The following is a 23,657-nucleotide window of genomic DNA, read 5'->3' as shown; positions in this document are numbered from 1 at the left end:
TATTATGCCAAATTTTACCCGTGTTTTTTTGTTGTTGACTTTGTTTGTTCAGCCCATTATCGGTTCTGCGCAAATGGTTGACTTTTGTGGCACCGATGCAAAAGTGCAGGAAGCCTTAAAGCGCTACCCTCATTTGCAAAAAAGCTACACTGCTTCTGCAATGGAACAAGAGAAAAGGGATATACAAAATTTTGCAAACGGCTATTCTTCCGCTAAAACCTCCAATGCCATCTATATCATTCCGGTTGTATTTCATATCATTCATGAAAATGGTCCCGAGAATGTATCGGATGCACAAGTTAAGGATGCTATCCGAGTATTAAATAACGATTTTAGAAAGTGGAATAGCGATACCAACCTTATCGTTCCTGCTTTTCAGGCGCTTGCAGCCGATTGCCAAATTTTATTTAAGCTGGCTCAAATTGACCCAAATGGGAACTGTACCAATGGTATCGACCGCATTTACAGCAGTCAAACCAATATTGGAGACGATGGAAGCAAACTCAATCCTTGGCCATATCAGAATTACTATAATATTTGGGTAGTTAAGAATATTAGTCCCGGCGGTATTGCAGGCTATGCATATTATCCCGGTACTGCACCTCCCAATGCCGAAGGAGTGATTATTCTGCACAATTACCTTGGAAGCATTGGCACCAGTTCTCCCTTTAGCTCCCGTGTACTTACTCATGAAACTGGACATTACTTAGATTTGCCGCATGTTTGGGGAAGTACAAATAGCCCAGGAGTGGCTTGTGGAGACGATGGTGTGAGCGATACACCTATTACAAAAGGATGGACAAGCTGTAACCTCAATGGAACATTGTGCACAAGCGCTGTGCTTGAAAATGTTCAAAACTACATGGAGTACTCTTATTGTACCAAAATGTTTACATGGGGACAAAAATCAAGAATGGTGAGTGCTTTAAATAGCTTTGATGGTTCACGAAACACACTATGGACAAACGGAAATTTGCTGCAAACAGGTGTTGATAATCCGGTTCTTTGCTCCGCAGATTTTACGGCTTTCCCAAATGCAGGCTCACTTTGCGAAGGAGAATCCATAACGTTCAAGGATGTTTCTTACAATGGAATACCTACCTCTTGGAGCTGGTCCTTTCCCGGTGGAACCCTAGTTCCACCAAGTACTGCCAACGATTCAATGCCAACTGTTCAATACCCTTCAGCCGGTACTTACTCGGTATCGTTAAGTGTTTCCAATGGAAGCAGCACTGCAAGCACCACAAAATCAAGCTTTGTAACTGTGAATGCTGCAACAGCACAATTTGTTGGCAATTCATTTATCGAAGATTTTGAAACCCATTTGGTGCCGGGCGATTGGATTGTAAAGGATTTGGACGCTTCAGGAATTACTTGGCAAAAAACAAGTAGTGCTCAAACTTCAGGTAATTTCTCGATTTTTTTAAATAACAACCTCGCTAATTTGGGTGATGCCGATGAATTAATCAGTCCGTCTATAAATATTGCTGCGATTGCAAGCCCCTATTTTACATTCAAATATGCTTTCGCTTCTAGAAGCGGTAGTGCAAGTAAATTATTAGTTTTCGTTTCTCCCGATTGCGGAAAGAGTTGGTTTCAGCGAAAGGGTATAAGTGGTACCGCTCTTCCAACTGCTCCATCCACATTCGGCACATTTGTTCCTCAAGCAAATGAATGGAAACAGGAAGTGGTTAGCATTGCTAATGTATTTAGCCAACCCAATGTGCTTATTAAATTCAAATACATCAACGAGGATGGAAATAATCTTTTTATAGATGACATTAATATCATTAGCGTTCTTGGAATCAATCCCAATTCTGCATCGACTTTTGATTTCAGCATAGGCCCAAATCCTATTACTGCTCAAACTAAAATGTCAATCGTCTTGGAGAAAAAAAGTATGATTAGTGTGGATGTACTTACCTTAACCGGACAAAACATTATTCATATGCCAACTGAAGAATTTGGTGCAGGCATGCATCAAATTGAAATTGGGAAACAAACCAATTTACCTGCTGGAGTTTATTTTGTTCAAGTGCTGGTAAACGGACAACAGTTCACCAAAAAATTGCTTGTAAATTAGGCATTCCGCATTTTAGCGAACCCATTTATCCTTGCCCCTAACCATCGATACAAGGAGGAACTTATTAACAATGCCTTCCTTAAAAAAAATTAAAAAAATCCTTTCACTTTAGCGAGGAATGACACTTTTGTTTGAGGAAACAAAAGAGCAAAATTTCATCTCGTTGAAAGATAGCAAATTAGAGCATTTGGGTTGGAGGGCACCATAACTTGAAAGTTGGCAAAGCATCCTTATTTAGAATTATTATAAATTACAGAAAGCCCACTTTTTTCAACATTTTATTTGAGTATAAAATATCAATTCTTGTAAATTTGCCGCCGTTAAAAGTGAGTCATGTTAAATAATGATAAAATTTTTGACGTGTCCGATTCCATATAAGTCTTGAATTTATTGATTTGTATGGAATTTAAAATATTCAGATTAGAACGTTAATATTGTTTTTATGATAAAATTAAAACCAGTCCGTTTCTCTCTTCTCCTTATTTGTTCCACGATTATTTTCAACTTTTCAGGTGTATTTGCACAAGCCAGCGTGGAGCAAGGCGAAAAAATCTTTAAGCAAAACTGTACTTCCTGTCACAGTATGGGAGCCACAAAAGTTGTTGGCCCCGGACTAAAAGGTGTAATGGGCCGTGTTCCAAGTGAAGAATGGTTGAGTAGCTGGATTAAAAACAACACTGCTCTTATTAAATCCGGAGATGCTTATGCTAAGAAGATTTACGAAGAGAATAATAAGGCTGCAATGACCTCCTTTACTAATTTGAAAGACGAGGAAATTGCCTCCCTTATTGAGTACATTAAAAACCCACCCGCACCAAAAGAAGCAACTGCTGCTGCTGGTGGAGCAGCCCCAGCTGCTGGCGGAGCAGCCAATAGTGACGGGATGTGGAATTATGTTCTTATTGGATTAGCTGCATTGTTTTTATTGTTAATTGTAGTGTTAGGTGGCATAAAATCAACACTTGCAAGATTAGTACGTGAAAAAGAAGGCCTCCCTGAACCGGTTCAATTGGCCTATGTTCCAGCTGCAAAACATTGGTTAAGAACGCACAAAAAACATGTGGCTGTAATCCTTCTTGTGCTTACCTGCTGGGGTGCGCGTGCTGCCTGGAATGGAATGATGGGATTGGGCGTTTATACTGGTTATAAACCGGAACAACCTATTAAATTTTCACATAAAATTCACGCCGGCCAAAATGGTATCAATTGTGTTTACTGTCACTCCGGTGTTGAAAAAAGTAAAGTTGCAAACGTTCCTTCTGCCAACGTTTGTATGAATTGCCACAAATATATTAAACAAGGACCGGTAACTGGAACAACTGAAATTGCAAAAATTTATGCAGCCTTGGATTATAACCCCGAAACACAAGTTTATGGGCCCAATCAAAAACCAATAAAATGGGTACGTGTGCATACCCTTCCTGATTTAGTTTATTTTAACCACTCACAGCACGTGGTTGTTGGACAAGTTGCCTGCGCAACCTGCCATGGACCTGTTGCGGAAATGGATACCATCCGTCAGTTTTCACCCCTCACTATGGGTTGGTGCGTGGATTGTCACCGCAAAACCGAGGTGCAAATGGCCGGTAATCCTTACTACGATAAACTACATGCTAAGTTAGCGGAGCAATACAAGGGTGAGAAAATAACAGTAGCTAAAATGGGTGGAATCGAATGTGGTAAATGTCATTACTAAGAGTACAATTTTCAACACACAAGCTGAAAAAATAATTTTGAGTTAATATCCCGCAAGTAAAAGGGGCATCAATTAAAAAAATATGGGTACAACAAAAAAATATTGGAAAGGATTAGAAGATTTAAATAACGACCCTGCGTTTATTAAATCTGCACAAAGCGAATTTGCTGAGGAAATCCCAATGGATAAGTTTCTAGCGAATGATTCGCTAGAGGAAACATCTACACCAAGAAGAGATTTCTTAAAGTTTTTAGGGTTTTCGGTTACCGCAGCTTCTCTTGCTGCCTGCCAAACCCCTGTGAGCAGAGTTATACCTTATGTGATAAAACCTGAAGAAATTACTGTTGGTGTGAGTAATTGGTATGCTACAGCTTACTACGATGGTCGTGATTTTTGTAATGTTTTAGTTAAAACACGTGAAGGTCGTCCAATTAAAATTGAAGGAAACAGATTTTCATCCATAACCAAAGGCGGAACCAATTCAAGAGTGCAAGCTTCAGTGCTCTCGTTATACGATAATGAACGAGCTACCGGTCCAAAAGAAAAGGGTTCACCAACAACTTGGGAAGAAGCAGATAAAAAGATTGCTGCACAATTAGATAAAATAGCAGCCGAAGGTGGCAATATTAGTTTGCTAACTTCATCTATTATTAGCCCAAGTACTACTCAAATTATTGCTGACTTTACAACAAAATACAAAAACGTAAAACATGTAAGTTACGATGCCATATCTTATTCAGGTATCATCAAAGCAAACGAGCAAAGTTTTGGAAAAGCAGTTGTTCCGGTTTATAATTTCGAGAACGCAAATGTGATTGTAAGTTTTGCATGTGATTTCTTGACCAACTGGGTATCGCCAATCGAAATTTCACGCCAGTATGCTGCAAAAAGAAAAGTGAGCGATGAGAAAAAGGAAATGAGCAAACACTACCAGTTCGAAAGTAATCTTTCACTAACCGGTAGTAACGCAGATGAGCGAATCGGAATAAAACCATCTCAGTTGGGTGCGGCCTTAATCAGTTTATATAATAAAGTGGCTGGTGCTTCTGTTGGAGGTAAACAACTCGAATTTGATGCGCACATCACTGCAGCCGCAAAAGAACTAGTTGCTGCCAAAGGAAAATCACTAGTAGTGTGTGGTTCTAACGATCCGGCCCATCAAGTTTTAGTAAATGCAATTAATGCTGCGCTGAATAATTACGGTGCTACCATCGATATCGATAATGCAAATAGAGTGCATCAAGGAAATGATGCCGAGGTTGTTGCTTTAGCAACAGATATGAAAGCCGGCAAAGTGGGGGCATTAATCATGTATAATGTAAATCCAGTTTACTCTTTACCGGCCATGTTAGGCTTTGAAGAAGGATTGAAAAAAACAGGACTAAGTATTTCTTTTAACGATAGAGAAGACGAGACTGCAAGTTTATGTACTTTTCTGTTGCCCGACCACAATTACCTTGAATCGTGGGGCGATGCAATGCCACGCAACGGTCATTATAGCTTAATTCAGCCTACTATTTTCCCAATATTTAATACCCGTTCCGCACAGGAAAGTTTAATGAAATGGACAGGTATTGCAGGTGACTATCAGAGTTACGTGAAAGCAAACTGGGAGAAAAACATCTTCCCTATGCAAACTTCAGAGGTGTTGTTCGACAACTACTGGATGAAGAGTTTACACGATGGTGGGGTTGAATTTGTGCTTACACCGGCTGCTGCTCCAACATTTGCAGGTGATGTAAATGCAGCTGCTGCCAGCGCAATGCAAGCTGCATCAAAAACAGGTGCATTTGAAATTACACTGTATGAAAAAACTGCCATCGGAAACGGAAATCAAGCCAATAATCCTTGGTTACAAGAAGTTCCTGATCCCGTTTCAAAAGTAGTTTGGGACAATTACATTACCATGTCGCCAAAGCAAATGAAAGAATTGGGCTTTGAAACCTATCAAGAGCAACGCGCTATGGCGGATGTTGTGGAGGTTACCGTAAATGGTATAACCGTTAAAGCTCCAGTGTTTCCTCAACCCGGACAGGTTTATGGTACTATTGGATTGGCATTAGGTTACGGAAGAACAAAATCCGGAAAATGTGGAAATTTAGGAACCAACGCTTATGCCTTAATTGGCAACAGCAATGGTGCAATGGCCTACACCAATTTCGACGTAAAAGTTGGTGGATCTATTGAAAAATATAGTTTAGCTTCTACCCAAACACACCATACCTTAATGGGTAGAAACATGGTGAAGGAAGCTTCTTTAGCCGAATACAAAAAAGATTCAAAAGCCGGAAACGAGCGCGAAATGTTCAAAGTGAAAGAAGGACATGAACATGTGGAGAAAACAGCTGAAGAATTGGATTTATGGGCAACCAAAGATTACCCGGCACAACCTACAACCGATTTAAAATGGAGCATGAGCATCGACTTAAACTCCTGTATCGGTTGCGGTAACTGCATTGTAAGCTGTACCGCCGAAAACAATGTTCCTGTGGTAGGTAAAGATCAAGTGAGTCGTACACGTGAAATGCATTGGTTACGTATCGACCGCTATTACAGCAGCGACATGACCAAGGCTGAGGCTTCAAAGGATGGTAAAGGAAAGATTGATATGTATCGCGAAATGGAAATTCCTTCCGAAAATCCAAAAGTAGTTTTCCAACCGGTAATGTGTCAACATTGCGATCATGCACCATGTGAAACAGTTTGTCCGGTTTTGGCAACAACACACAGCAGCGAAGGCTTAAATCAAATGACTTATAACCGTTGTTTAGGTACTAAATATTGTGCAAACAACTGTCCGTATAAAGTACGCCGATTTAACTGGTACCGTTACACACACGATTCTCAGTTCGATTTCAACATGAACAACGATCTAGGTAGAATGGTATTGAATCCTGATGTTTCAGTGCGGTCTAGAGGGGTAATGGAAAAATGTAGCATGTGTGTGCAACGCATTCAAGAAGTTAAACTTACTGCTAAAAAGGACGGAAGAAGAATCAATGACGGTGAAATTCAAACTGCCTGTTCACAGTCTTGCCCAACTCATGCCATTACTTTCGGAAATATTTTTGACGAAAGCAGTGAAGTGGCGAAACACAGCAAAGATGAACGTATGTATCACATGTTAGAGGAAATTGATGTGAAGCCATCCGTATTTTACCTGACTAAGATTAGAAACACCGAAGAAGCTGAAGCTTAATTAGAAGAGCATATTAAAACTATTTTTTGTAAAAATTCAGAATACTATGATGTACGAAGCACCGATAAGAGAACCGCTGATATTAGGTGATAAAACAAATCACCAAATTACGGAAGATGTGTGTCGCCCAATTGAAGGAAAAGCCAACAAATATTGGTGGTGGGCTTTTGGAATATCTGTAGCCATGCTTTTATGGTGGGTACTTTGCGTAAGTATCACAGTAGGAAAAGGAATTGGTGTTTGGGGCTTGAATAACGTGGTGGATTGGGGTTGGGATATCACCAATTTCGTTTGGTGGGTGGGTATCGGTCACGCCGGAACCTTAATTTCAGCAATCCTTTTGTTGTTCCGTCAAAAATGGAGATTATCTATTAACCGTGCAGCTGAAGCGATGACAATTTTTGCCGTTATCTGTGCAGCCTCTTTCCTTTTAACACACACCGGTCGTCCTTGGTTGGATTATATTTTATTTCCACTTCCGAATCAATTTGGATCTTTGTGGGTAAACTTTAACTCCCCTTTGATTTGGGATACTTTTGCAGTATCGACTTATTTCTCCGTTTCCTTAGTTTTTTGGTATACCGGTTTGATTCCTGATTTTGCAGTAGTACGTGATCGTGCTAAAACAAAAGGCTACAAAAGATTCTACAGTTTATTAAGTTTTGGATGGGTTGGTTCTGCTAAAAACTGGCAACGTTTCGAGGAAGTATCACTGGTACTTGCAGGTATGAGTACACCACTTGTATTATCGGTTCACACCATTGTATCCATGGACTTTGCTACTTCTATTATACCGGGTTGGCATACCACCATATTCCCGCCTTACTTCGTTGCCGGTGCAATTTTCTCTGGATTTGCAATGGTGCAAACACTATTGATTATTACACGAAAAGTGTTGGGTTTAGAAGAATACATCACCACCTATCACATCGACATGATGAACCGTATTATTTTAATTACCGGTTCTATAGTTGGTGTTGCTTATATAACAGAGTTCTTTATTGCATGGTATTCAGGAGTAGAGTATGAATCCTATGCTTTTATCAATCGTGCTACCGGACCTTATTGGTGGGCATATTGGAGCATGATGACCTGTAATGTGGTTACGCCGCAGTTATTTTGGTTCAAAAAAATCAGAACCAGCATTATGGCAACCTTCATCATTTCCATCTTCGTTAACATTGGTATGTGGTTCGAGCGTTTCGTAATTATCGTTACTTCTCTCCACCGTTCTTATGTTCCTTCAGAATGGGGAATGTATCATCCTTCTTGGGTGGAAGTAGGTATTTTTATTGGTTCATTGGGATTGTTTTTCACATGTTTCCTTTTGTTTGTGCGATTCTTCCCGGTTATTGCTATGAGTGAATTAAAAACCATTACTAAAGTTTCAGGTACTAAGATTAGAAAAGAATATAAGGATATGGACGAAGCGCATGCGCATGCTGATGCTGCTCACCATTAAGATATAGAAGTAGAACAAGATTTTCATATTCAAAAAACGAAGCGTATTATGAGTAAAATGATTTTTGCAATTTTTAGTGATGAGGAAGTGGTGTTGCACCAAATTCCATCCTTAAAATCAAAGGGAGTTCGAATTAAGGACGTGTTTAGTCCTTTCCCAATTCACGGATTGGATAAAGCACTTGGGCTAAAACGTACACGCATTTCAATCTGCTCTTTCCTTTATGGTATGACAGGTTTAAGTTTGGCTATTCTAATGATTTGGTACATGAATATTAGCGATTGGCCAATGAATATTGGAGGAAAACCTAATTATTTTTTCTATAAAAATGTACCGGCTTTTGTACCGGTATTGTTTGAATCCACAGTGCTTTGTGCAGCGCATGGAATGGTAATTACATTTTATTTGAGAAGCAAACTTCTGCCGGGAGTTACAGCATTTGTGCCGGATGCAAGAATGACCGATGATAAGATTGTAATGCAGGTTGAATTGAAAGATGAAAACAAAGAAGCAGAAATTACCGCACTATTAATAAATGCGGGTGCAGAACAAGTTAAAGAATACGGCAAATAATAACAAAACGCATTAAAATCAGATACCGTGAATCCTATTTTCAAAAACGTAAAATCGCTCACACTACTGGCTGTTTCTGGCGTAATGTTGGTGATTAGCTCCTGCGACCAGGCAAATCCACTTAGTCCCGGTTTAGAATACATGCCCGATATGTATCGTTCGGAAGCTTATAAACCGTATACTGCAAATCCAGTTTACAAGGATAGTTTAGAGGCGCGCAAGCCGGTACCGGGTACCATTTCTCAAGGAGCTAATCCGAATACTGCATTAAGTATTAATCAAATGATTTATCCTTATCCGGATTCTCCTGAAGGATACGAAGCTGCTGGAATGAACTTAAAAAATCCATTGGAGCACAGCCAAGCAAATATTGACGCTGGTAAGGCAATATTTACAAAAATGTGCATCCATTGTCACGGTGTAAAAGGCGACGGACAAGGCAGTATAAAAGTTGCCGGTGAAGCATTTCCAGTACCTTCTTATTCAAGCGATGCATTAAAAAATCTTCCGGAAGGAAAAATGTTTCACACCCTTAATTATGGTAGAAATTTGATGGGTTCCCATGCTTCACAATTAAGTAAAGAGGAACGTTGGCAATGTGTGCTTTGGGTTCAGGAATTGCAAAAGCAAGCGCTTGGAGCTTCTGCCCCTGCAGCTCCGGCAGCAGATTCAACTAAAACAGCAATGGCTGCAAAAAAATAAGTGTAACAGAAAAAACTATTGGCTTTATGATGAATTATACGGTTACAAAAAATAACAAAATGGTTGCCATTGGCCTCATGGTACTGGGCATCCTATCAATTGCGTATGGCTTTTCTACCGGCGATACCACACGTTCATGGGCTAACTTGCTCGTAAGTAATTTCTACTTCATGGCAATTGGATTAGGGGCAACCTTTTTTCTGGCGGTACAATATGTTGCAGAAGTAGGTTGGTCAGTTCAAATTAAAAGAGTGTGGATGGCAATGGGTCAATATCTTCCTTTTGCTGGATTATTCATGATTTTGATTTTTGCGTTTGGGCACCACGATTTGTATGCATGGACACATCCTGAAAACTATGATAAAACATCGGAGCATTATGATGCAATATTGGATGGTAAAAGTGGCTATTTGAATATGACTTTTTACTTTATTCGATTGGTGTTATATGCTGTAATTTGGGCTGGATTTGCATTTTTATTACGAAGAGAATCACTAAAAGAGGATGAAGTTGGTGGTTACACTCATTACCACAAAGCTTCTCGCTTGTCTGCAATATTTTTGGTGCTCTTCGCAGTTAGCTCTTCAACTTCAGCTTGGGATATTCTTATGTCAGTTGATGCCCACTGGTTTAGTACCTTATTTGGATGGTACACATTTGCAGGTTTATTTGTTACCACTATGACCGTAACAACCATGATTGTTTTATACTTAAAACGCAAAGGTTATTTGCCAAATGTGAACGATAATCACATTCACGATTTGGGTAAATTTATGTTTGCATTTAGTATTTTCTGGACTTACTTGTGGTTCTCACAATTTATGTTGATTTGGTATGCCAATTTACCGGAGGAAGTAGTTTATTTCATGCAACGTCAAGGACATTACAAACCACTATTTATTGCCAATTTAGTAATAAATTTTGCGGTTCCATTTATTGTATTAATGACAAGAGATGCAAAACGTATGAATGGACTTTTAACATTTGTAGGATGCGTAATTGTTGCCGGACATTGGTTAGATGTATACATTATGGTTATGCCCGGAACTGTTGGAGAACATGGTGCTATTGGAATTCAAGAAATTGGAACTCCTTGTTTCTTTGCAGGATTATTTATGTGGGTGGTTTTTCACAAATTGGCTTCAGCTCCTTTGATCCCCAAGAATCACCCAATGCTCAAGGAAAGCTATTACCATCATATTTAAGATTGAATAAAGGATATTTGTAAAACAAAATTAAGCGCAAGAAATGGAACAATATTTAGTATATGCAGTCATTATTTTAGGAGTAATCGCTTTTGCTCGTTTAATCAAAGTATTTGAATTAACGGGTCAACTAAAAGGAAGCGACACCGAAAAAGTTACCAATAACGATAATCGGGTAAATGCTGCCTTGATGCCAATATTTATGATTGCATTTTATGCATTTATATACTGGCAAGTTAAAGAATATACGCCTTTCCTGTTGCCCGAATCTGCATCAAAACATGGAGTGGATATAGATAGATTGTGGGATTTTAACATCTACATCATCACTTTTGTGTTTATTATTACCAATACTGTATTGTTCATCTTTGCTTGGAAATACTATTACCGTAAAGGAAACAAAGCCACTTTCTTTGCCCACAGTACTAAATTGGAAATGATTTGGACTATTATTCCGGCTATCGTTTTAGCAATTATTATTTCCTACGGACTAAAAACCTGGAATGCCATTACCACCGAAATCGATTCTAAGAATACAGTTTTAATCGAATTATATGCAAAGCAGTTCGATTGGACTGCACGTTATGCCGGTGCGGATAACATACTTGGAGCTACAAATTATAAACTAATTGCCGATGGAAATGATTTAGCGCTTGACACTACCGATGTAAGCAATATGGATGATAAATTAGTGAAAAACGAATTTCATATTCCTGTAAACAAAGAGGTGCTATTTAAATTCCGTTCTCGAGATATCATTCACAGTGCTTACATGCCACATTTCAGAGCTCAAATGAATTGTGTACCGGGTATGGAAACCCAATTCCATTTCGTGCCTACCATTACTACTGAAGAAATGCGTAAAAAAGTAAACAATCCTACTTTTGATTATGTTTTATTGTGCAACAAAATATGTGGTGCAGGCCATTATAACATGCAAATGAAAATTGTTGTTGAAAGCGAAGCGGATTATACTAAATGGTTAGCCGGGCAACAAACTTTTGCCGATAGTCGCAAGCCTGCTCCTGTAGAACCACCGGCAGCGGTAACAGTTCCGGCAACTGCAGATACTACAAAATCAGTAACAGCTATGAAAGCTGCAAAATAATTAACTCAGAGAAACCTATAGAACGATATGGACACACACGCAAACCTTCATCACGATGCACATGCTCATCCCGAGCATCACGCACACGAGCATGAGCACGAAGAACCAAATTTTTGGACCAAATACGTATTCAGTCAAGACCATAAAATGATTTCTAAGCAGTTTCTTGTAACTGCTGTTTTCATGGGTGTGTTGGCAATGGTTATGTCCATTTGCTTTCGTTTGCAATTGGCTTGGCCGGAACATCCGTTTCCATTTTTAAATGCCATGTTGGGCGACAAATGGGCACCGGGTGGAGTAATGAGTCCTGACATGTACTTGGCACTTGTTACCATTCACGGAACCATTATGGTGTTCTTTGTTTTGACAGGTGGATTAAGTGGGACATTTAGTAATTTACTAATTCCATTGCAGTTGGGAGCAAGAGATATGGCTTCAGGCTTTTTGAACATGCTTTCTTTCTGGTTCTTCTTTGCAGCTTCTTTAATTATGTTTTTCTCTCTCTTTGTGGAAACAGGGCCCGCTTCTGCCGGATGGACAATTTATCCTCCATTAAGTGCATTGCCACAAGCAATTCCCGGTTCTGGTTTGGGTATGACCATGTGGTTAATAAGCATGACTTTATTTGTGGTGGGATCCTTATTAGGAAGCTTGAACTACATCGTAACGGTTATAAATTTGCGCACCAAAGGAATGAAAATGTCGAGAATGCCACTTACCATATGGGCGTTCTTTATTACTGCAATTCTGGGTGTACTTTCTTTCCCGGTGCTTTTTGCTGCTGTCTTGTTGTTGATTTTTGACCGTACCTTCGGAACAAGTTTTTACTTATCAGATATCTTTATAAGTGGACAGGCATTAGAATCTACAGGTGGTAGCCCGATTTTATACCAACACTTATTCTGGTTCTTGGGTCACCCTGAAGTTTACATTGTGTTGTTGCCGGCTTTGGGTATTACTTCTGAAGTGATTGCAACCATGAGCCGTAAACCAATTTTTGGATACCGTGCCATGATTGGTTCTATTTTGGCAATTGCATTTTTATCCTTTATTGTTTGGGGACATCACATGTTCCTTACAGGGATGAATCCATTTTTAGGATCCGTCTTTGTGTTTACCACCTTGCTTATTGCAATTCCTTCTGCGGTTAAAGCATTTAACTACATTACAACATTATGGAAAGGAAACTTAGTAATGTCTCCGGCAATGTTATTTGCCATTGGATTGGTTTCAACATTTGTAACAGGCGGTGTAACAGGTATTATTCTTGCCGATTCAGCTTTAGATATTAATGTGCACGATACTTATTTTGTGGTTGCCCACTTCCATATTGTAATGGGTGCTTCTGCTATATTTGGAATGTTTGCCGGTGTATACCACTGGTTCCCACGCTTATTTGGTCGAATGATGAATAATAAGTTGGGTTATGTACATTTTTGGATCACTTTCGTTGCTGTATATGGCGTGTTTTTCCCAATGCACTTTATTGGTATGGGCGGCGTTCCCCGAAGATATTATTCAAACGAAGCTTTTGAACTTTTCAAAAACTTTGGTGAAGTAAACGTATTGATTACCATGTTTGCCATAATTGGTGCATTCGGACAAGTATCATTCTTGTTTAACTTTTTCTACAGCATGTGGAGAGGTAAAATTGCTCCGATGAACCCTTGGCGTTCAAATACCTTAGAATGGACTGCTCCGGTAGAACATTTACATGGAAACTGGCCTGGAGCAATTCCAGAGGTACACCGTTGGCCTTATGATTACAGCAAGCCAGGCAAATCAGAAGATTTTGTGATGCAAGATGTACCCTTAGAAGATGGGGAAGAAGCGCATTAAGAGTTAAAATAGTAGTACATAAAAAAACCTTTCTGGATTCCAGAAAGGTTTTTTTTATGAGGTATAATTATGGTTTTTTATGCCTTAGCTCACCAAAGAAATATCAAATTGAACCAAATCAATAAATTGTTGCACGCGTTCCTCCACATCTGCAGCTGAAAGATTTACCAAACGTTCTGTTCCAAATTTTTCAACACAAAAAGATGCCATTGCTGAACCAAAAATAATGGCCCGTTTCATATTGTCAAATGAAATGTCTTTTGTTTCGGCCAAATAGCCAATAAATCCTCCTGCAAAAGTATCTCCGGCACCTGTTGGGTCATACACATCCTCTAATGGCAAAGCAGGAGCAAAAAATACCTGTTCTTTATTAAACAACAATGCACCGTGCTCTCCCTTTTTAATAATAAGGTATTTAGGACCCATTTTAAGAATTTTTTGTGCTGCCTTCACTAAGGAATACTCTCCGGATAATTGGCGCGCTTCTGCATCATTAATGGTAAGTACGTCGGTGAGCGATATTGCTTCAATCAAATCGTCCCAACAGTTGTCCATCCAAAAGTTCATGGTATCCATTACCACCAATTTAGGTTGAGAGTTTAATTGTGCAATTACTTTTTTCTGCACCGATGGAACCAAATTCCCTAACATTAAAAATTCACAATCCTGAAATTCTTTTGGAATTATAGGATCAAAATTTTCTAACACATTCAACTGCGTGTCCATTGTGTCGCGTGAATTCATATCGTTGTGATATTTTCCAGACCAAAAGAAGGTTTTTTCATTTTCTTTGATCTGAAGACCTAAAGTATCCACTTTTCGGTTTTTAAGCATTTGTATCGCTTCATTCGGGAAGTCACCGCCCACCACAGAAACAAGATTTATTTTTTTGGTAAAGTAGGAAGCAGACAAACTTATATAGGTTGCAGCTCCTCCAACAATTTTGTCGGTTTTACCAAAAGGCGTTTCTATTGCGTCAAATGCAACTGTTCCAACAACTAGTAAACTCATAAGGATTTAGGTTTTAGATAATTTTTGCGTAAAGATATTGTATATTTATTTTTTTTTCTACTTTTGCACACCTAAAATTTAAACATTATTAATTTTAGTACCAGATTCTTCCTTAGCTCAGCTGGTTAGAGCATTTGACTGTTAATCAAAGGGTCCTTGGTTCGAGCCCAAGAGGGAGAGCAAAAAGGCCATCTGCAGACGCAGGTGGCTTTTTGGTTTTACAGCCTGTTGTAAATAAAAAAAATCGCCGTTAGAAATTTTCTAACGGCGATTTTTTATTTGGTTTAATTTGAAAGTTATTCTACCACAAATTTTTGTACCATGAATTCACCTGCAACAGTCATACTTACAAAGTAGATACCTCTTGCTAAAGAATGCACATCCACAGCAAATTTGTTTTCACCTGCATTTAATTCCTGCGATTTTTCAACCACAACACGACCCAATTGGTCAGTAACCTGAAGCGTTGAATTTAATTCTACATCGGATGTATAAAGAATATTCAAAGACTCTTTCACAGGATTAGGATAAAGTGAAATTCCATCAGTACTTGCCTTTCCTGAAACATCCACATCCTCACCCGGCATAATTCTGAAATTAGCTGATCCGGTGCTAACTCTTAAAGTATAGCAGCTAGATGCATTAAATGCACTTGAATAACCATATACTTTTAAATATAAAGTTGTTGCAGTGGTTGAATTTCGAATGATTTGTTCAGATGTGGTTCCTCCATTTTGAGAAGTATATAATAAAGTAACACTTGAGTTATACATTTTAACATCATAATCGGCAGGCAAATTTGTCACAGTAACTTTAACTTTAGTGTTGGGAGCTACTGTCGTAAATTTATACCAATCTACATCAGAAGATTTGTTGATTAATGCAGTGATATCAGTATTCATTGGAATAACCTTAGCTGCCGATGAACTGTTATTAGCTTCATACGCATCGCTGCATGTAACTACAATTGCAGAAGTGGTAAAGTTTGACGAAGCAGAGAATGCACTTGATGCACCTGTACACACACTCTGTACTTGAAACTCATAATTTGAAGATGCTGTTAAACCTGAAATCGCTTTTGAATTTGTTGTGCTGGTAGTTGAGGTCCATGATGCCGCACCCACAATACGGTATTGTACATTGTAACTGTTTGCACCGGATACCGCAGTCCAAGCTAAAGTTGCAGAACTAGAAGTTAAGGAGGAAGCTGTTAATCCACTTACAGCTCCACAAGTTACAACAGATGATAAAGTTGTAAAGTTTCCGGAAGCAGAATAAGCACTAGTTAAAGCAGCACAAACACACTGAACTTGGAATTCGTAATTTGTTACTTCGCTTAATCCACTAATTGCTAAAGAAGTTGAAGCGGTACTTGCTGATGACCAAGAAGCTGCACCAACTGCACGGTATTGCACATTATAAGTAACTGCGCCACTAACTGCACCCCAGTTTAATGTTGCCGATGAAAAAGTTACTGCCGAAGCAGAAAGGCTTGCCGGAACACCACAAGAAGCAGTTGGAGCTTGACAACCCAATGAAGTTGTCAACCCAACGCGAGCACCACCTGTTGCAAATAAAGCAGCCATGCGCGCACTTTGACCTGCAGTAAACATATTCATACATCCATCATCTGTATAATCCATGTAATTCATAAACATATCCCCATTTGCACCATTGCTGCAAGTTGTATGTGGAAAAGTTGGACATCCAAAATTAGAAGTAGATTGCGTTGGAGTATCAGAAACTAAATCGTTTCCACAGCTTGCATCACCCCATATGTGGCGTAAATTAAGCCAGTGACCAACTTCATGTGTCATTGTTCTTCCTAAGTGATATGGAGTTGCTGTACCGGGTGAGGTCATACTTCCAATAGAAGAATACAAACAAACTACACCATCTGTAGAAGCTGCTCCTCCAGGAAATTGAGCATATCCCAACAATCCACCTGATAAATTACAAGACCAAATGTTTAAGTATTTTGTTGCATCCCATGCATTATCACCACCATTTGCAGTTCTCTTAACATTATCATTACTTGAAAAAGAAGCAGTTGTTGTGGATTTATGAATGATACCGGTTGTTGCATTTCCATTTGGATCTCTTTGCGCCAAACAAAACTGAATTTGAGTATTTGCAGCAAGACCCTGAAAAGCAGCAGGCGTGCTTGAAGCATCAGAATTCAAGCGAGCGTAATCTAAATTTAATTGGTTTAATTGCGCAATGCATTTAGCATCCGAAATATTTTGAGTAGCGTTAGCATATACTACGTGAAAAACAACTGGAATGGTAACAATAGCGGCCGTTTTGTTAGCAGCACTATTAGCAAGTATTTGAGCGGTTTGTTGTTCAATTTGTTGCATTCTGGCCGCCAGCATAGGATCTGCTGCTTGCAAATCTGAAAGATGTTGCATCGTTCCACAATTTCTAACCGCTGTAGTCTGCGCCATTGCAGAACTTGCCATAACTGCACTTAATCCGAGTGCAAACAGTAAATTTTTTTTCATTGATTTTGGTTTTAGTTATATGTACTCCAAACATAATGATATTTATTTTGAAATTCAAAGGATTACGTTACAATCAGAAAAAAAAATTAGGTGAAATGGCAAAAATTATAGCTGAAAGGGAATGTGTGATTTATGTTACAAGTCCAATACTAAATTGCTTTTTGTATTTTTGAGCAAAGTATAATCGTATTAGTGAATTATTTTGGAGATTAAAGAGCTACTAAACAGTGGTTTAATTGAAATGCACTGCTTGGGATTAGATTCCCCTGAGGAACGACAATTGATTAATAAATTCATAGAAGCCTATCCCGAAGTGAAAGCCGAAGTGGATGCCGTTTATGCAGTTTTACAAGGCTATGCAACAATTAGTGGAAAGCAACCCAGTGATATGCTGAAGAAGCAAATATTGGCACAACTAAATACGACTACCAAAACAGCTGAAATCCCTCCCACGTTAAGCAAACAGCAAGATATTATCTATTGGCTAAATTATATTAGTGATCAATTGGAAACTCCTTTACATGTTAGCGAAATTGAAGTGAAAGAACTCCCATCTAATAACAATCAAGTTACTTATGTGGTATGGGCAAATGCAGGTGCAATAGTTGAAGAAACTCATGATTCGGAAGATGAATATTTGCTGATGTTAAAGGGGAGCTGTTCCATTTTATTTGATGGAATTGAAAAGGTATATGCAAAAGGCGATTTGGTGTTTATTCCTAAAAATGTAGCTCATAAAGCACAAGCGCAAAGCGATGATATGATGCTTGTAGGTCAAAGAATTGTGCGTTAAAAAGCCCTCAAATGAATCTTGATTTCGAAACCGGAGCAGTGTTGCTCATGAATAAGCCCTATAAATGGACCTCATTTGACGTGGTGAATTATGTGCGAAGAATAGCAAAAGTAAAAGTTGGTCATGCCGGCACACTGGATCCACTCGCAACCGGACTTTTGATATTATGTACCGGAAAAATGACCAAGCAGATTGATGCGTATCAAGCTCAGGAGAAGGAATATACCGGCATCATAAAATTAGGAGCAACTACCCCTTCTTTTGATTTGGAGACCGAGATCGATGCTACTTTTCCGATAAATGGAATTACCTCTGAGGCAATACATCAGGCGGTAAAACTTTTTCAAGGAACCTTACAACAAATACCTCCTGCACACTCTGCAAAAAGAGTGGATGGTGAAAGAGCCTATCACAAAGCCCGCAGAGGTGAAACAGTGGAAGTTAAGCCCAGAGAGGTTACAGTTAGCGAGTTTGAAATAACTAAGGTGGATTTTCATGAGGAGTCAATTGATGCCCATTTTCGAGTGATTTGCAGCAAAGGCACTTATATTCGTTCCTTGGCCAGAGATTTAGGATTAGCGCTAAATAACGGTGGACATCTTACCCAATTGATAAGAACCCGAATCGGAAATTTTTTACTTTCTGATGCAAAAACAGTGGAGGATTTGAGGGTGCTTTTTCCTTTGCCAATTCATTGATTTAACTCTATTTAGCACTACACACGAAATTTGGTAGTATTCAAATCAAGATAATTTTATACTTTCGCAGCCTGTTTTAAATAGCTTAACCGCTAACATATCGAAACCCGTAAGTTTCAAACTCCCTAATAGAGCGAACAATTTGCGGGAAATTGTTTAACGCTTTAAACCCTATATTAAAGAAATGAAATTATCTCAATTCGGCTTTCACCTGCCTAAGGAATTATTGGCAGAACACCCAGCAAAAAACCGCGAAGATGCCAAACTAATGGTGCTCGACCGTAAAAAAGGAACCATTACCAACAAAAAATTTAAAGATATCTTAGGTTATTTTGACGATGGCGATGTGATGATTGTGAACGATACTAAAGTTTTTCCTGCTCGATTATACGGAAACAAAGAGAAAACAGGCGCAAAAATAGAAGTGTTTTTATTGCGCGAACTTAATCGTGAAAGTCGTTTGTGGGATGTGTTGGTTGACCCTGCACGAAAAATAAGAATTGGAAATAAATTATATTTTGGAGATGACGATAGTTTGGTTGCTGAAGTAATTGATAATACAACTTCTCGTGGCCGCACCCTTCGCTTTTTATTTGATGGAACTTACGAAGAGTTTAAAGAAACGGTAGTATCCTTAGGGCATACACCCCTTCCAAAGTATATTAAAAGAAAAGCAGAGCCGGAAGATGCTGAGCGTTACCAAACGGTGTATGCAAAGCATGAAGGTGCAGTTGCTGCGCCCACTGCAGGATTACACTTTAGTAAAGAATTGATTAAGCGTTTGGAGATAAAAGGTGTAAACTTTGCACCGGTTACTTTGCATGTTGGCTTGGGAACTTTCCGTTCGGTAGAAGTAGAAGATTTAACCAAGCACAAAATGGATTCGGAGCAAATGATTATAACCGAAGATTCGTGCAAAATTGTGAACGCAGCGAAAGAAAAAAAGAAAAAGATTTGTGCCGTTGGAACTACCACCATGCGTGCTATCGAAAGTTCGGTAAGTACAACCGGAATGGTAAAGCCTTATGATGGCTGGACGAATAAATTTATTTTTCCTCCTTATGATTTTAGCGTGGCCAATTGCATGATTACGAATTTTCACATGCCGGAATCCACTTTGCTGATGATGGTAGCAGCTTTTGCTGGATATGATTTTATGATGGATGCTTACAAACAAGCAATTAAAGACAAGTATAAATTTTTCTCTTATGGAGATGCAATGCTTATTCTTTAACCCATAGATTTTTTTTCACCCTTCCCGTCAAACTTTGATGTGGAAGGGTGTTTTTCTTTTAAGTGTAGAACCATCAAATGAAAAACATTGCATTGTTTGCATCGGGTAGCGGCTCAAATGCGGAGGAAATAATACGCTATTTTCATAAAAGTGAAAATGTCCGTGTAAAATTCATAATTACAAACAATGCTACTGCCGGAGTTATAAATCGTGCTAAAGCACTTGGGGTTTCTACCTTTTATTTTACAAAAAATCAACTCGATGACAGCGAGAACCTCTTGGATTTTTTGCAACAAAACTATATCGAATTTATAGCCTTGGCCGGATACCTTCGAAAAATTCCGGATGCACTGGTAAATGCTTTTCCAGGTGCAATTGTAAATATTCACCCTGCTTTGTTACCTCATTTTGGCGGCAAAGGTATGCATGGAATTCATGTGCACCAAGAAGTATTGAAATCCGGGAATAAGGAAAGTGGAATCACGATTCATTATGTAAATGAAGCCTACGATGAGGGGCAAATTATTTTCCAACAAAAATGTAAGGTGTTGCCGAATGATACCCCTGAAACCCTTGCTAAGCGGGTGCTTGAATTGGAGCATAAAAATTATCCAATGGTAATTGAAAGCTTGCTTTTGGAATAATGCAATTGCAAATTCTAGAACAGATAGAATCAGCCCATTTTTTTCAAAAAAACTCCCTTCAATCTTTCATTAATTCTGAATTATTGTATATGTTTGCACCCGATTTCAAAAAAAGGATTTTATTTTCATCTCAATGACCAATAAATTCAACGCATTCAGAGCTTTTTTGCTAAGTTTTTCCCTGGTATTAGCAATTTCTTTACCTTCCATTACTGTTTTTGCCCAAGGTACTGATTCAGTACATATTGTTTCAGACTCTTCCGCTGTAGCTGCTGTTGAAGAAGAACACGCGCACGAAGCAACTCACGAAGGTAAAAAGGAAAAATTTAATGCAGGTAAATTAATCTCCGAGCACATTGGGGATGCACACGATTGGCATATTATGGGAGAAGGCGAGAGCACTGTTGCCCTGCCTTTACCGGTAATTGTTTATTCTAAAGACCGTGGCTTAGATATGTTTTTAAGCAGCAATTTTCACCACGGACATAAAACCTACAAAGGGTATATGTTAGAAGAGAATAAAATAGTTGCCGTGAACGAAATGGAGGAAGTAGAAGCGCACGAGGCAACTGTAAACGAAGAAGTTACTAAAGGACTTTACGATATTTCAATTACCAAAAACGTGGCAACCCTATTGTTTAGCATTGCCATTTTAATGTATGTAATGTTGAGCGTTGCCGGAGCTTACACCCGCAATCCAGGTAAGGCGCCTAAAGGACTTCAATCTTTTGTAGAGCCGCTTATTATTTTTATCCGCGACGATGTGGCCAAAGCGAGCATCGGATCAAAATACGAAAAGTTTATGCCGTATTTGCTCACTGTGTTTTTCTTTATTTTGATAAACAATTTATTGGGCTTGATTCCAATTATCCCCGGAGGCGCTAACTTAACCGGTAACATTGCCATTACTATGACTTTAGCAGTGATGACATTTATCATCACTTCAGTAAATGGAACAAAACATTATTGGGGACACATTTTGGCCATGCCGGGTGTTCCAAAATGGGTATTGTTCTTATTAACGCCTATTGAGATTTTAGGTGTGTTTTTACGTCCTTTTATCCTTATGATCCGACTTTTTGCGAACATTACCGCCGGTCACATTATTGCACTTTCGTTCTTTAGTTTGATTTTTATTTTCGGTGAAATCAATATGGGAGCAGGTTTAGGTGTATCTGTAGTATCCGTTGCATTTACCGTATTTATGAACTTCTTGGAATTGTTGGTGGCTTTTTTACAAGCTTATGTATTTACCTTGCTATCGGCCATTTATTTTGGTGCGGCGGTGGAAGAAGCACATCACGATACACATGATCACGATGCAAAAGTAGAAGAGGCAGCGATTATTTAATTTGTTTTTTTGTTTAACCTTTAATATATAAATCAAATGTTGTCAACAGTTTTATTACAAGCAGCAGAGCAAGCCGGAAACTTAGGAATAGGTTATGGTATTGCCGCTTTAGGTGCAGGAATGGCTGCCGTAGGTGCAGGTGTAGGTATCGGCCGTATCGGTGGTAGCGCATTAGAATCAATTGCTCGTCAACCAGAGTCTTTGGGTGATATCCGTGCAAACATGATTCTTACTGCAGCGCTAGTGGAAGGTGCAGCCTTCTTTGCGATGGTTGTTGGTTTACTTGTAGTTTTCAAGTAATCAAAAAATTAAAAGAGTACTGCAACGGTTGGTTGCAGTACTCTTTTTTAAAAGAATTTTTATTTGTCTTTGTACTTAGTACTAACATCTTAATACGATATAAATGGAATTAGTTACCCCCGCATTCGGCCTTGTTTTTTGGATGTTAATTACATTCTTAACAGTCCTATTTCTGTTAAAAAAATTCGCTTGGAAGCCGATATTGAATATGATTAAGGAGCGCGAAGAGAGCATTGAAAAAGCTTTGTCTTCGGCCGAAAAGGCAAAAAACGAAATGGCTTCTCTAAAAGCCAGCAACGAAAAAATATTAAGTGATGCTAAATTGGAGCGCGATGCTTTATTAAAAGAGGCTCGTGAGTTAAAAGAAGGCATAATCAATGACGCAAAAGGTAAAGCGACAGCAGAAGCTGATAAAATTGTTAGCGCTGCGCGTGAAACCATTAACAACGAAAAAATGGCTGCTATTACAGAACTTAAAAATCAAGTAGCAACTTTATCCATTGAAATTGCAGAAAAAGTATTGCGTCAACAATTGGCCTCCGATGAAAAGCAAAAGGCTTATGTTAAGCAATTGCTGGACGAGGTAAAATTGAACTAAAAATTTAGCTAATCGTTATTCAAAATTGGATATTTATCAGAACCCTATACCGAATAACACTTCAAGCTTAATCTAAAAAAAATGAAAGATACCAAAGTAGCTGCCCGATACGCAAAAGCTGTTCTTGATTTATCCATCGAGTTAAAATCACTGGAAGTGGTGTTGGCAGATATGAAAATGATTTACAGTGTATGTTCTGAAAATTCAGAATTGGTAGCTGTTTTAAGAAGTCCCATTATAAAGTCGGATAAAAAATTAAGCATTTTAAATGAATTGTTTGGGAAACAAATTTGTCCACTCACACAAAAATTTTTGAACTTGCTGAGTGTAAAATCCCGCGAAAGCTATATCCTTGATATTGCAGAGCAGTTTGTGAACCAATACAAAATAAACAAGAATATTGCTACTGCGGTAATATCGAGCGCAACAGCCTTAGACGAAGCTTCAAGAAGCAAAGTAATGAGTATGGTAAAAGCAGCTGCGAAATCTGAGGTTGAATTGGAAGAAAAAGTGAAGGCTGATTTGTTGGGCGGTTTTGTGTTACGCATTGGAGATACACAGGTGGATGCAAGTGTTTTAAGACAAATTAAAAATCTACGTAGAAACTTTAGTGAGAATCCTTATGTGCGGGAGTTTTAATTAAGTTTTGAAAGGCAC

At 38.7% G+C, this 23,657-nt stretch carries 19 protein-coding genes and 1 tRNA gene; 18 read left to right on the top strand and 2 right to left on the bottom strand.

The window, feature by feature from the left end; translation table 11 throughout:
* The first annotated feature begins 4 nt into the window (after positions 1-4).
* From IPP32_02665 to IPP32_02625, 9 genes are all read left to right on the top strand, one after another.
* Positions 5-2,083 (top strand): PKD domain-containing protein, encoded by a 2,079-nt coding sequence (locus IPP32_02665; protein MBL0046988.1) that lies wholly within the window; start codon positions 5-7, stop codon positions 2,081-2,083.
* A 442-nt stretch (positions 2,084-2,525) separates the two neighbouring features.
* Positions 2,526-3,779: a c-type cytochrome gene (locus IPP32_02660; GenBank protein MBL0046987.1), complete on the top strand. Its 1,254-nt coding sequence runs from the start codon at positions 2,526-2,528 to the stop codon at positions 3,777-3,779.
* Positions 3,780-3,861: 82 nt separating this feature from the next.
* Positions 3,862-6,978 (top strand): TAT-variant-translocated molybdopterin oxidoreductase, encoded by a 3,117-nt coding sequence (locus IPP32_02655; GenBank protein ID MBL0046986.1) that lies wholly within the window; start codon positions 3,862-3,864, stop codon positions 6,976-6,978.
* A gap of 46 nt (positions 6,979-7,024) precedes the next feature.
* The gene (nrfD, locus tag IPP32_02650) at positions 7,025-8,440 is read left to right on the top strand and encodes a polysulfide reductase NrfD (GenBank protein ID MBL0046985.1); all 1,416 of its coding nucleotides are present in this window, start codon (positions 7,025-7,027) and stop codon (positions 8,438-8,440) included.
* 45 nt (positions 8,441-8,485) lie between these two features.
* Complete coding sequence (locus IPP32_02645) at positions 8,486-9,013, top strand: DUF3341 domain-containing protein (GenBank protein MBL0046984.1); 528 nt, start codon at positions 8,486-8,488, stop codon at positions 9,011-9,013.
* A 27-nt stretch (positions 9,014-9,040) separates the two neighbouring features.
* Positions 9,041-9,715, top strand: coding sequence for a cytochrome c (locus IPP32_02640; GenBank protein MBL0046983.1), 675 nt, complete (start codon positions 9,041-9,043; stop codon positions 9,713-9,715).
* A 26-nt stretch (positions 9,716-9,741) separates the two neighbouring features.
* Positions 9,742-10,920, top strand: coding sequence for a quinol:cytochrome C oxidoreductase (locus IPP32_02635; GenBank protein ID MBL0046982.1), 1,179 nt, complete (start codon positions 9,742-9,744; stop codon positions 10,918-10,920).
* Positions 10,921-10,963: 43 nt separating this feature from the next.
* The gene (locus tag IPP32_02630) at positions 10,964-12,028 is read left to right on the top strand and encodes a cytochrome c oxidase subunit II (GenBank protein MBL0046981.1); all 1,065 of its coding nucleotides are present in this window, start codon (positions 10,964-10,966) and stop codon (positions 12,026-12,028) included.
* 27 nt (positions 12,029-12,055) lie between these two features.
* Complete coding sequence (locus IPP32_02625; protein MBL0046980.1) at positions 12,056-13,867, top strand: cbb3-type cytochrome c oxidase subunit I; 1,812 nt, start codon at positions 12,056-12,058, stop codon at positions 13,865-13,867.
* Between the two features lie 84 nt (positions 13,868-13,951).
* On the opposite strand, the gene IPP32_02620 is transcribed toward IPP32_02625, so the two are convergent.
* On the bottom strand, positions 13,952-14,878 hold the full coding sequence (locus tag IPP32_02620) for a bifunctional hydroxymethylpyrimidine kinase/phosphomethylpyrimidine kinase (protein MBL0046979.1): 927 nt from the start codon (positions 14,876-14,878) through the stop codon (positions 13,952-13,954).
* Between the two features lie 106 nt (positions 14,879-14,984).
* Here IPP32_02620 and IPP32_02615 point away from each other — a divergent pair.
* Positions 14,985-15,058 (top strand) — tRNA-Asn (locus IPP32_02615).
* Between the two features lie 116 nt (positions 15,059-15,174).
* Here IPP32_02615 and IPP32_02610 read toward each other — a convergent pair.
* Entirely contained in the window at positions 15,175-17,382 is a 2,208-nt protein-coding gene (locus tag IPP32_02610) for a fibronectin type III domain-containing protein (GenBank protein MBL0046978.1), read from the bottom strand.
* A gap of 202 nt (positions 17,383-17,584) precedes the next feature.
* On the opposite strand from IPP32_02610, the gene IPP32_02605 reads away from it, so the two are divergent.
* From IPP32_02605 to atpH, 8 genes are all read left to right on the top strand, one after another.
* Positions 17,585-18,175, top strand: coding sequence for a cupin domain-containing protein (locus IPP32_02605; GenBank protein ID MBL0046977.1), 591 nt, complete (start codon positions 17,585-17,587; stop codon positions 18,173-18,175).
* A gap of 11 nt (positions 18,176-18,186) precedes the next feature.
* Positions 18,187-18,873, top strand: a complete 687-nt coding sequence (gene truB / locus IPP32_02600) for a tRNA pseudouridine(55) synthase TruB (protein MBL0046976.1) — start codon at positions 18,187-18,189, stop codon at positions 18,871-18,873.
* 184 nt (positions 18,874-19,057) lie between these two features.
* A complete protein-coding gene (gene queA, locus IPP32_02595) occupies positions 19,058-20,107 on the top strand; it encodes a tRNA preQ1(34) S-adenosylmethionine ribosyltransferase-isomerase QueA (protein MBL0046975.1) in 1,050 nt (349 codons plus the stop codon).
* Positions 20,108-20,184: 77 nt separating this feature from the next.
* Positions 20,185-20,751 (top strand): phosphoribosylglycinamide formyltransferase, encoded by a 567-nt coding sequence (purN, locus tag IPP32_02590; GenBank protein ID MBL0046974.1) that lies wholly within the window; start codon positions 20,185-20,187, stop codon positions 20,749-20,751.
* Between the two features lie 133 nt (positions 20,752-20,884).
* Positions 20,885-22,102, top strand: a complete 1,218-nt coding sequence (atpB, locus tag IPP32_02585; GenBank protein MBL0046973.1) for a F0F1 ATP synthase subunit A — start codon at positions 20,885-20,887, stop codon at positions 22,100-22,102.
* A gap of 36 nt (positions 22,103-22,138) precedes the next feature.
* Positions 22,139-22,402, top strand: a complete 264-nt coding sequence (atpE, locus tag IPP32_02580) for an ATP synthase F0 subunit C (protein ID MBL0046972.1) — start codon at positions 22,139-22,141, stop codon at positions 22,400-22,402.
* Between the two features lie 103 nt (positions 22,403-22,505).
* The gene (locus tag IPP32_02575; protein ID MBL0046971.1) at positions 22,506-23,000 is read left to right on the top strand and encodes a F0F1 ATP synthase subunit B; all 495 of its coding nucleotides are present in this window, start codon (positions 22,506-22,508) and stop codon (positions 22,998-23,000) included.
* 81 nt (positions 23,001-23,081) lie between these two features.
* The gene (gene atpH, locus IPP32_02570) at positions 23,082-23,639 is read left to right on the top strand and encodes an ATP synthase F1 subunit delta (GenBank protein MBL0046970.1); all 558 of its coding nucleotides are present in this window, start codon (positions 23,082-23,084) and stop codon (positions 23,637-23,639) included.
* Positions 23,640-23,657 lie beyond the last annotated feature (18 nt).

This window comes from Bacteroidota bacterium (genome assembly GCA_016721765.1).
In the GTDB taxonomy this organism is placed as follows: domain Bacteria; phylum Bacteroidota; class Bacteroidia; order UBA4408; family UBA4408; genus UBA4408.
This window is presented reverse-complemented; position numbering and strand designations above follow the sequence as displayed.

Coding starts and splice junctions, on each gene's coding strand:
- IPP32_02630 (MBL0046981.1), top strand. CDS start 10,964: ATGGAACAATATTTAGTATATGCAGTCATTATTTTAGGAGTAATCGCT.
- atpB (MBL0046973.1), top strand. CDS start 20,885: ATGACCAATAAATTCAACGCATTCAGAGCTTTTTTGCTAAGTTTTTCC.
- IPP32_02665 (MBL0046988.1), top strand. CDS start 5: ATGCCAAATTTTACCCGTGTTTTTTTGTTGTTGACTTTGTTTGTTCAG.
- IPP32_02660 (MBL0046987.1), top strand. CDS start 2,526: ATGATAAAATTAAAACCAGTCCGTTTCTCTCTTCTCCTTATTTGTTCC.
- IPP32_02635 (MBL0046982.1), top strand. CDS start 9,742: ATGATGAATTATACGGTTACAAAAAATAACAAAATGGTTGCCATTGGC.
- IPP32_02655 (MBL0046986.1), top strand. CDS start 3,862: ATGGGTACAACAAAAAAATATTGGAAAGGATTAGAAGATTTAAATAAC.
- atpE (MBL0046972.1), top strand. CDS start 22,139: ATGTTGTCAACAGTTTTATTACAAGCAGCAGAGCAAGCCGGAAACTTA.
- IPP32_02625 (MBL0046980.1), top strand. CDS start 12,056: ATGGACACACACGCAAACCTTCATCACGATGCACATGCTCATCCCGAG.
- truB (MBL0046976.1), top strand. CDS start 18,187: ATGAATCTTGATTTCGAAACCGGAGCAGTGTTGCTCATGAATAAGCCC.
- IPP32_02620 (MBL0046979.1), bottom strand. CDS start 14,878: ATGAGTTTACTAGTTGTTGGAACAGTTGCATTTGACGCAATAGAAACG.
- nrfD (MBL0046985.1), top strand. CDS start 7,025: ATGATGTACGAAGCACCGATAAGAGAACCGCTGATATTAGGTGATAAA.
- IPP32_02610 (MBL0046978.1), bottom strand. CDS start 17,382: ATGAAAAAAAATTTACTGTTTGCACTCGGATTAAGTGCAGTTATGGCA.
- purN (MBL0046974.1), top strand. CDS start 20,185: ATGAAAAACATTGCATTGTTTGCATCGGGTAGCGGCTCAAATGCGGAG.
- IPP32_02575 (MBL0046971.1), top strand. CDS start 22,506: ATGGAATTAGTTACCCCCGCATTCGGCCTTGTTTTTTGGATGTTAATT.
- atpH (MBL0046970.1), top strand. CDS start 23,082: ATGAAAGATACCAAAGTAGCTGCCCGATACGCAAAAGCTGTTCTTGAT.
- queA (MBL0046975.1), top strand. CDS start 19,058: ATGAAATTATCTCAATTCGGCTTTCACCTGCCTAAGGAATTATTGGCA.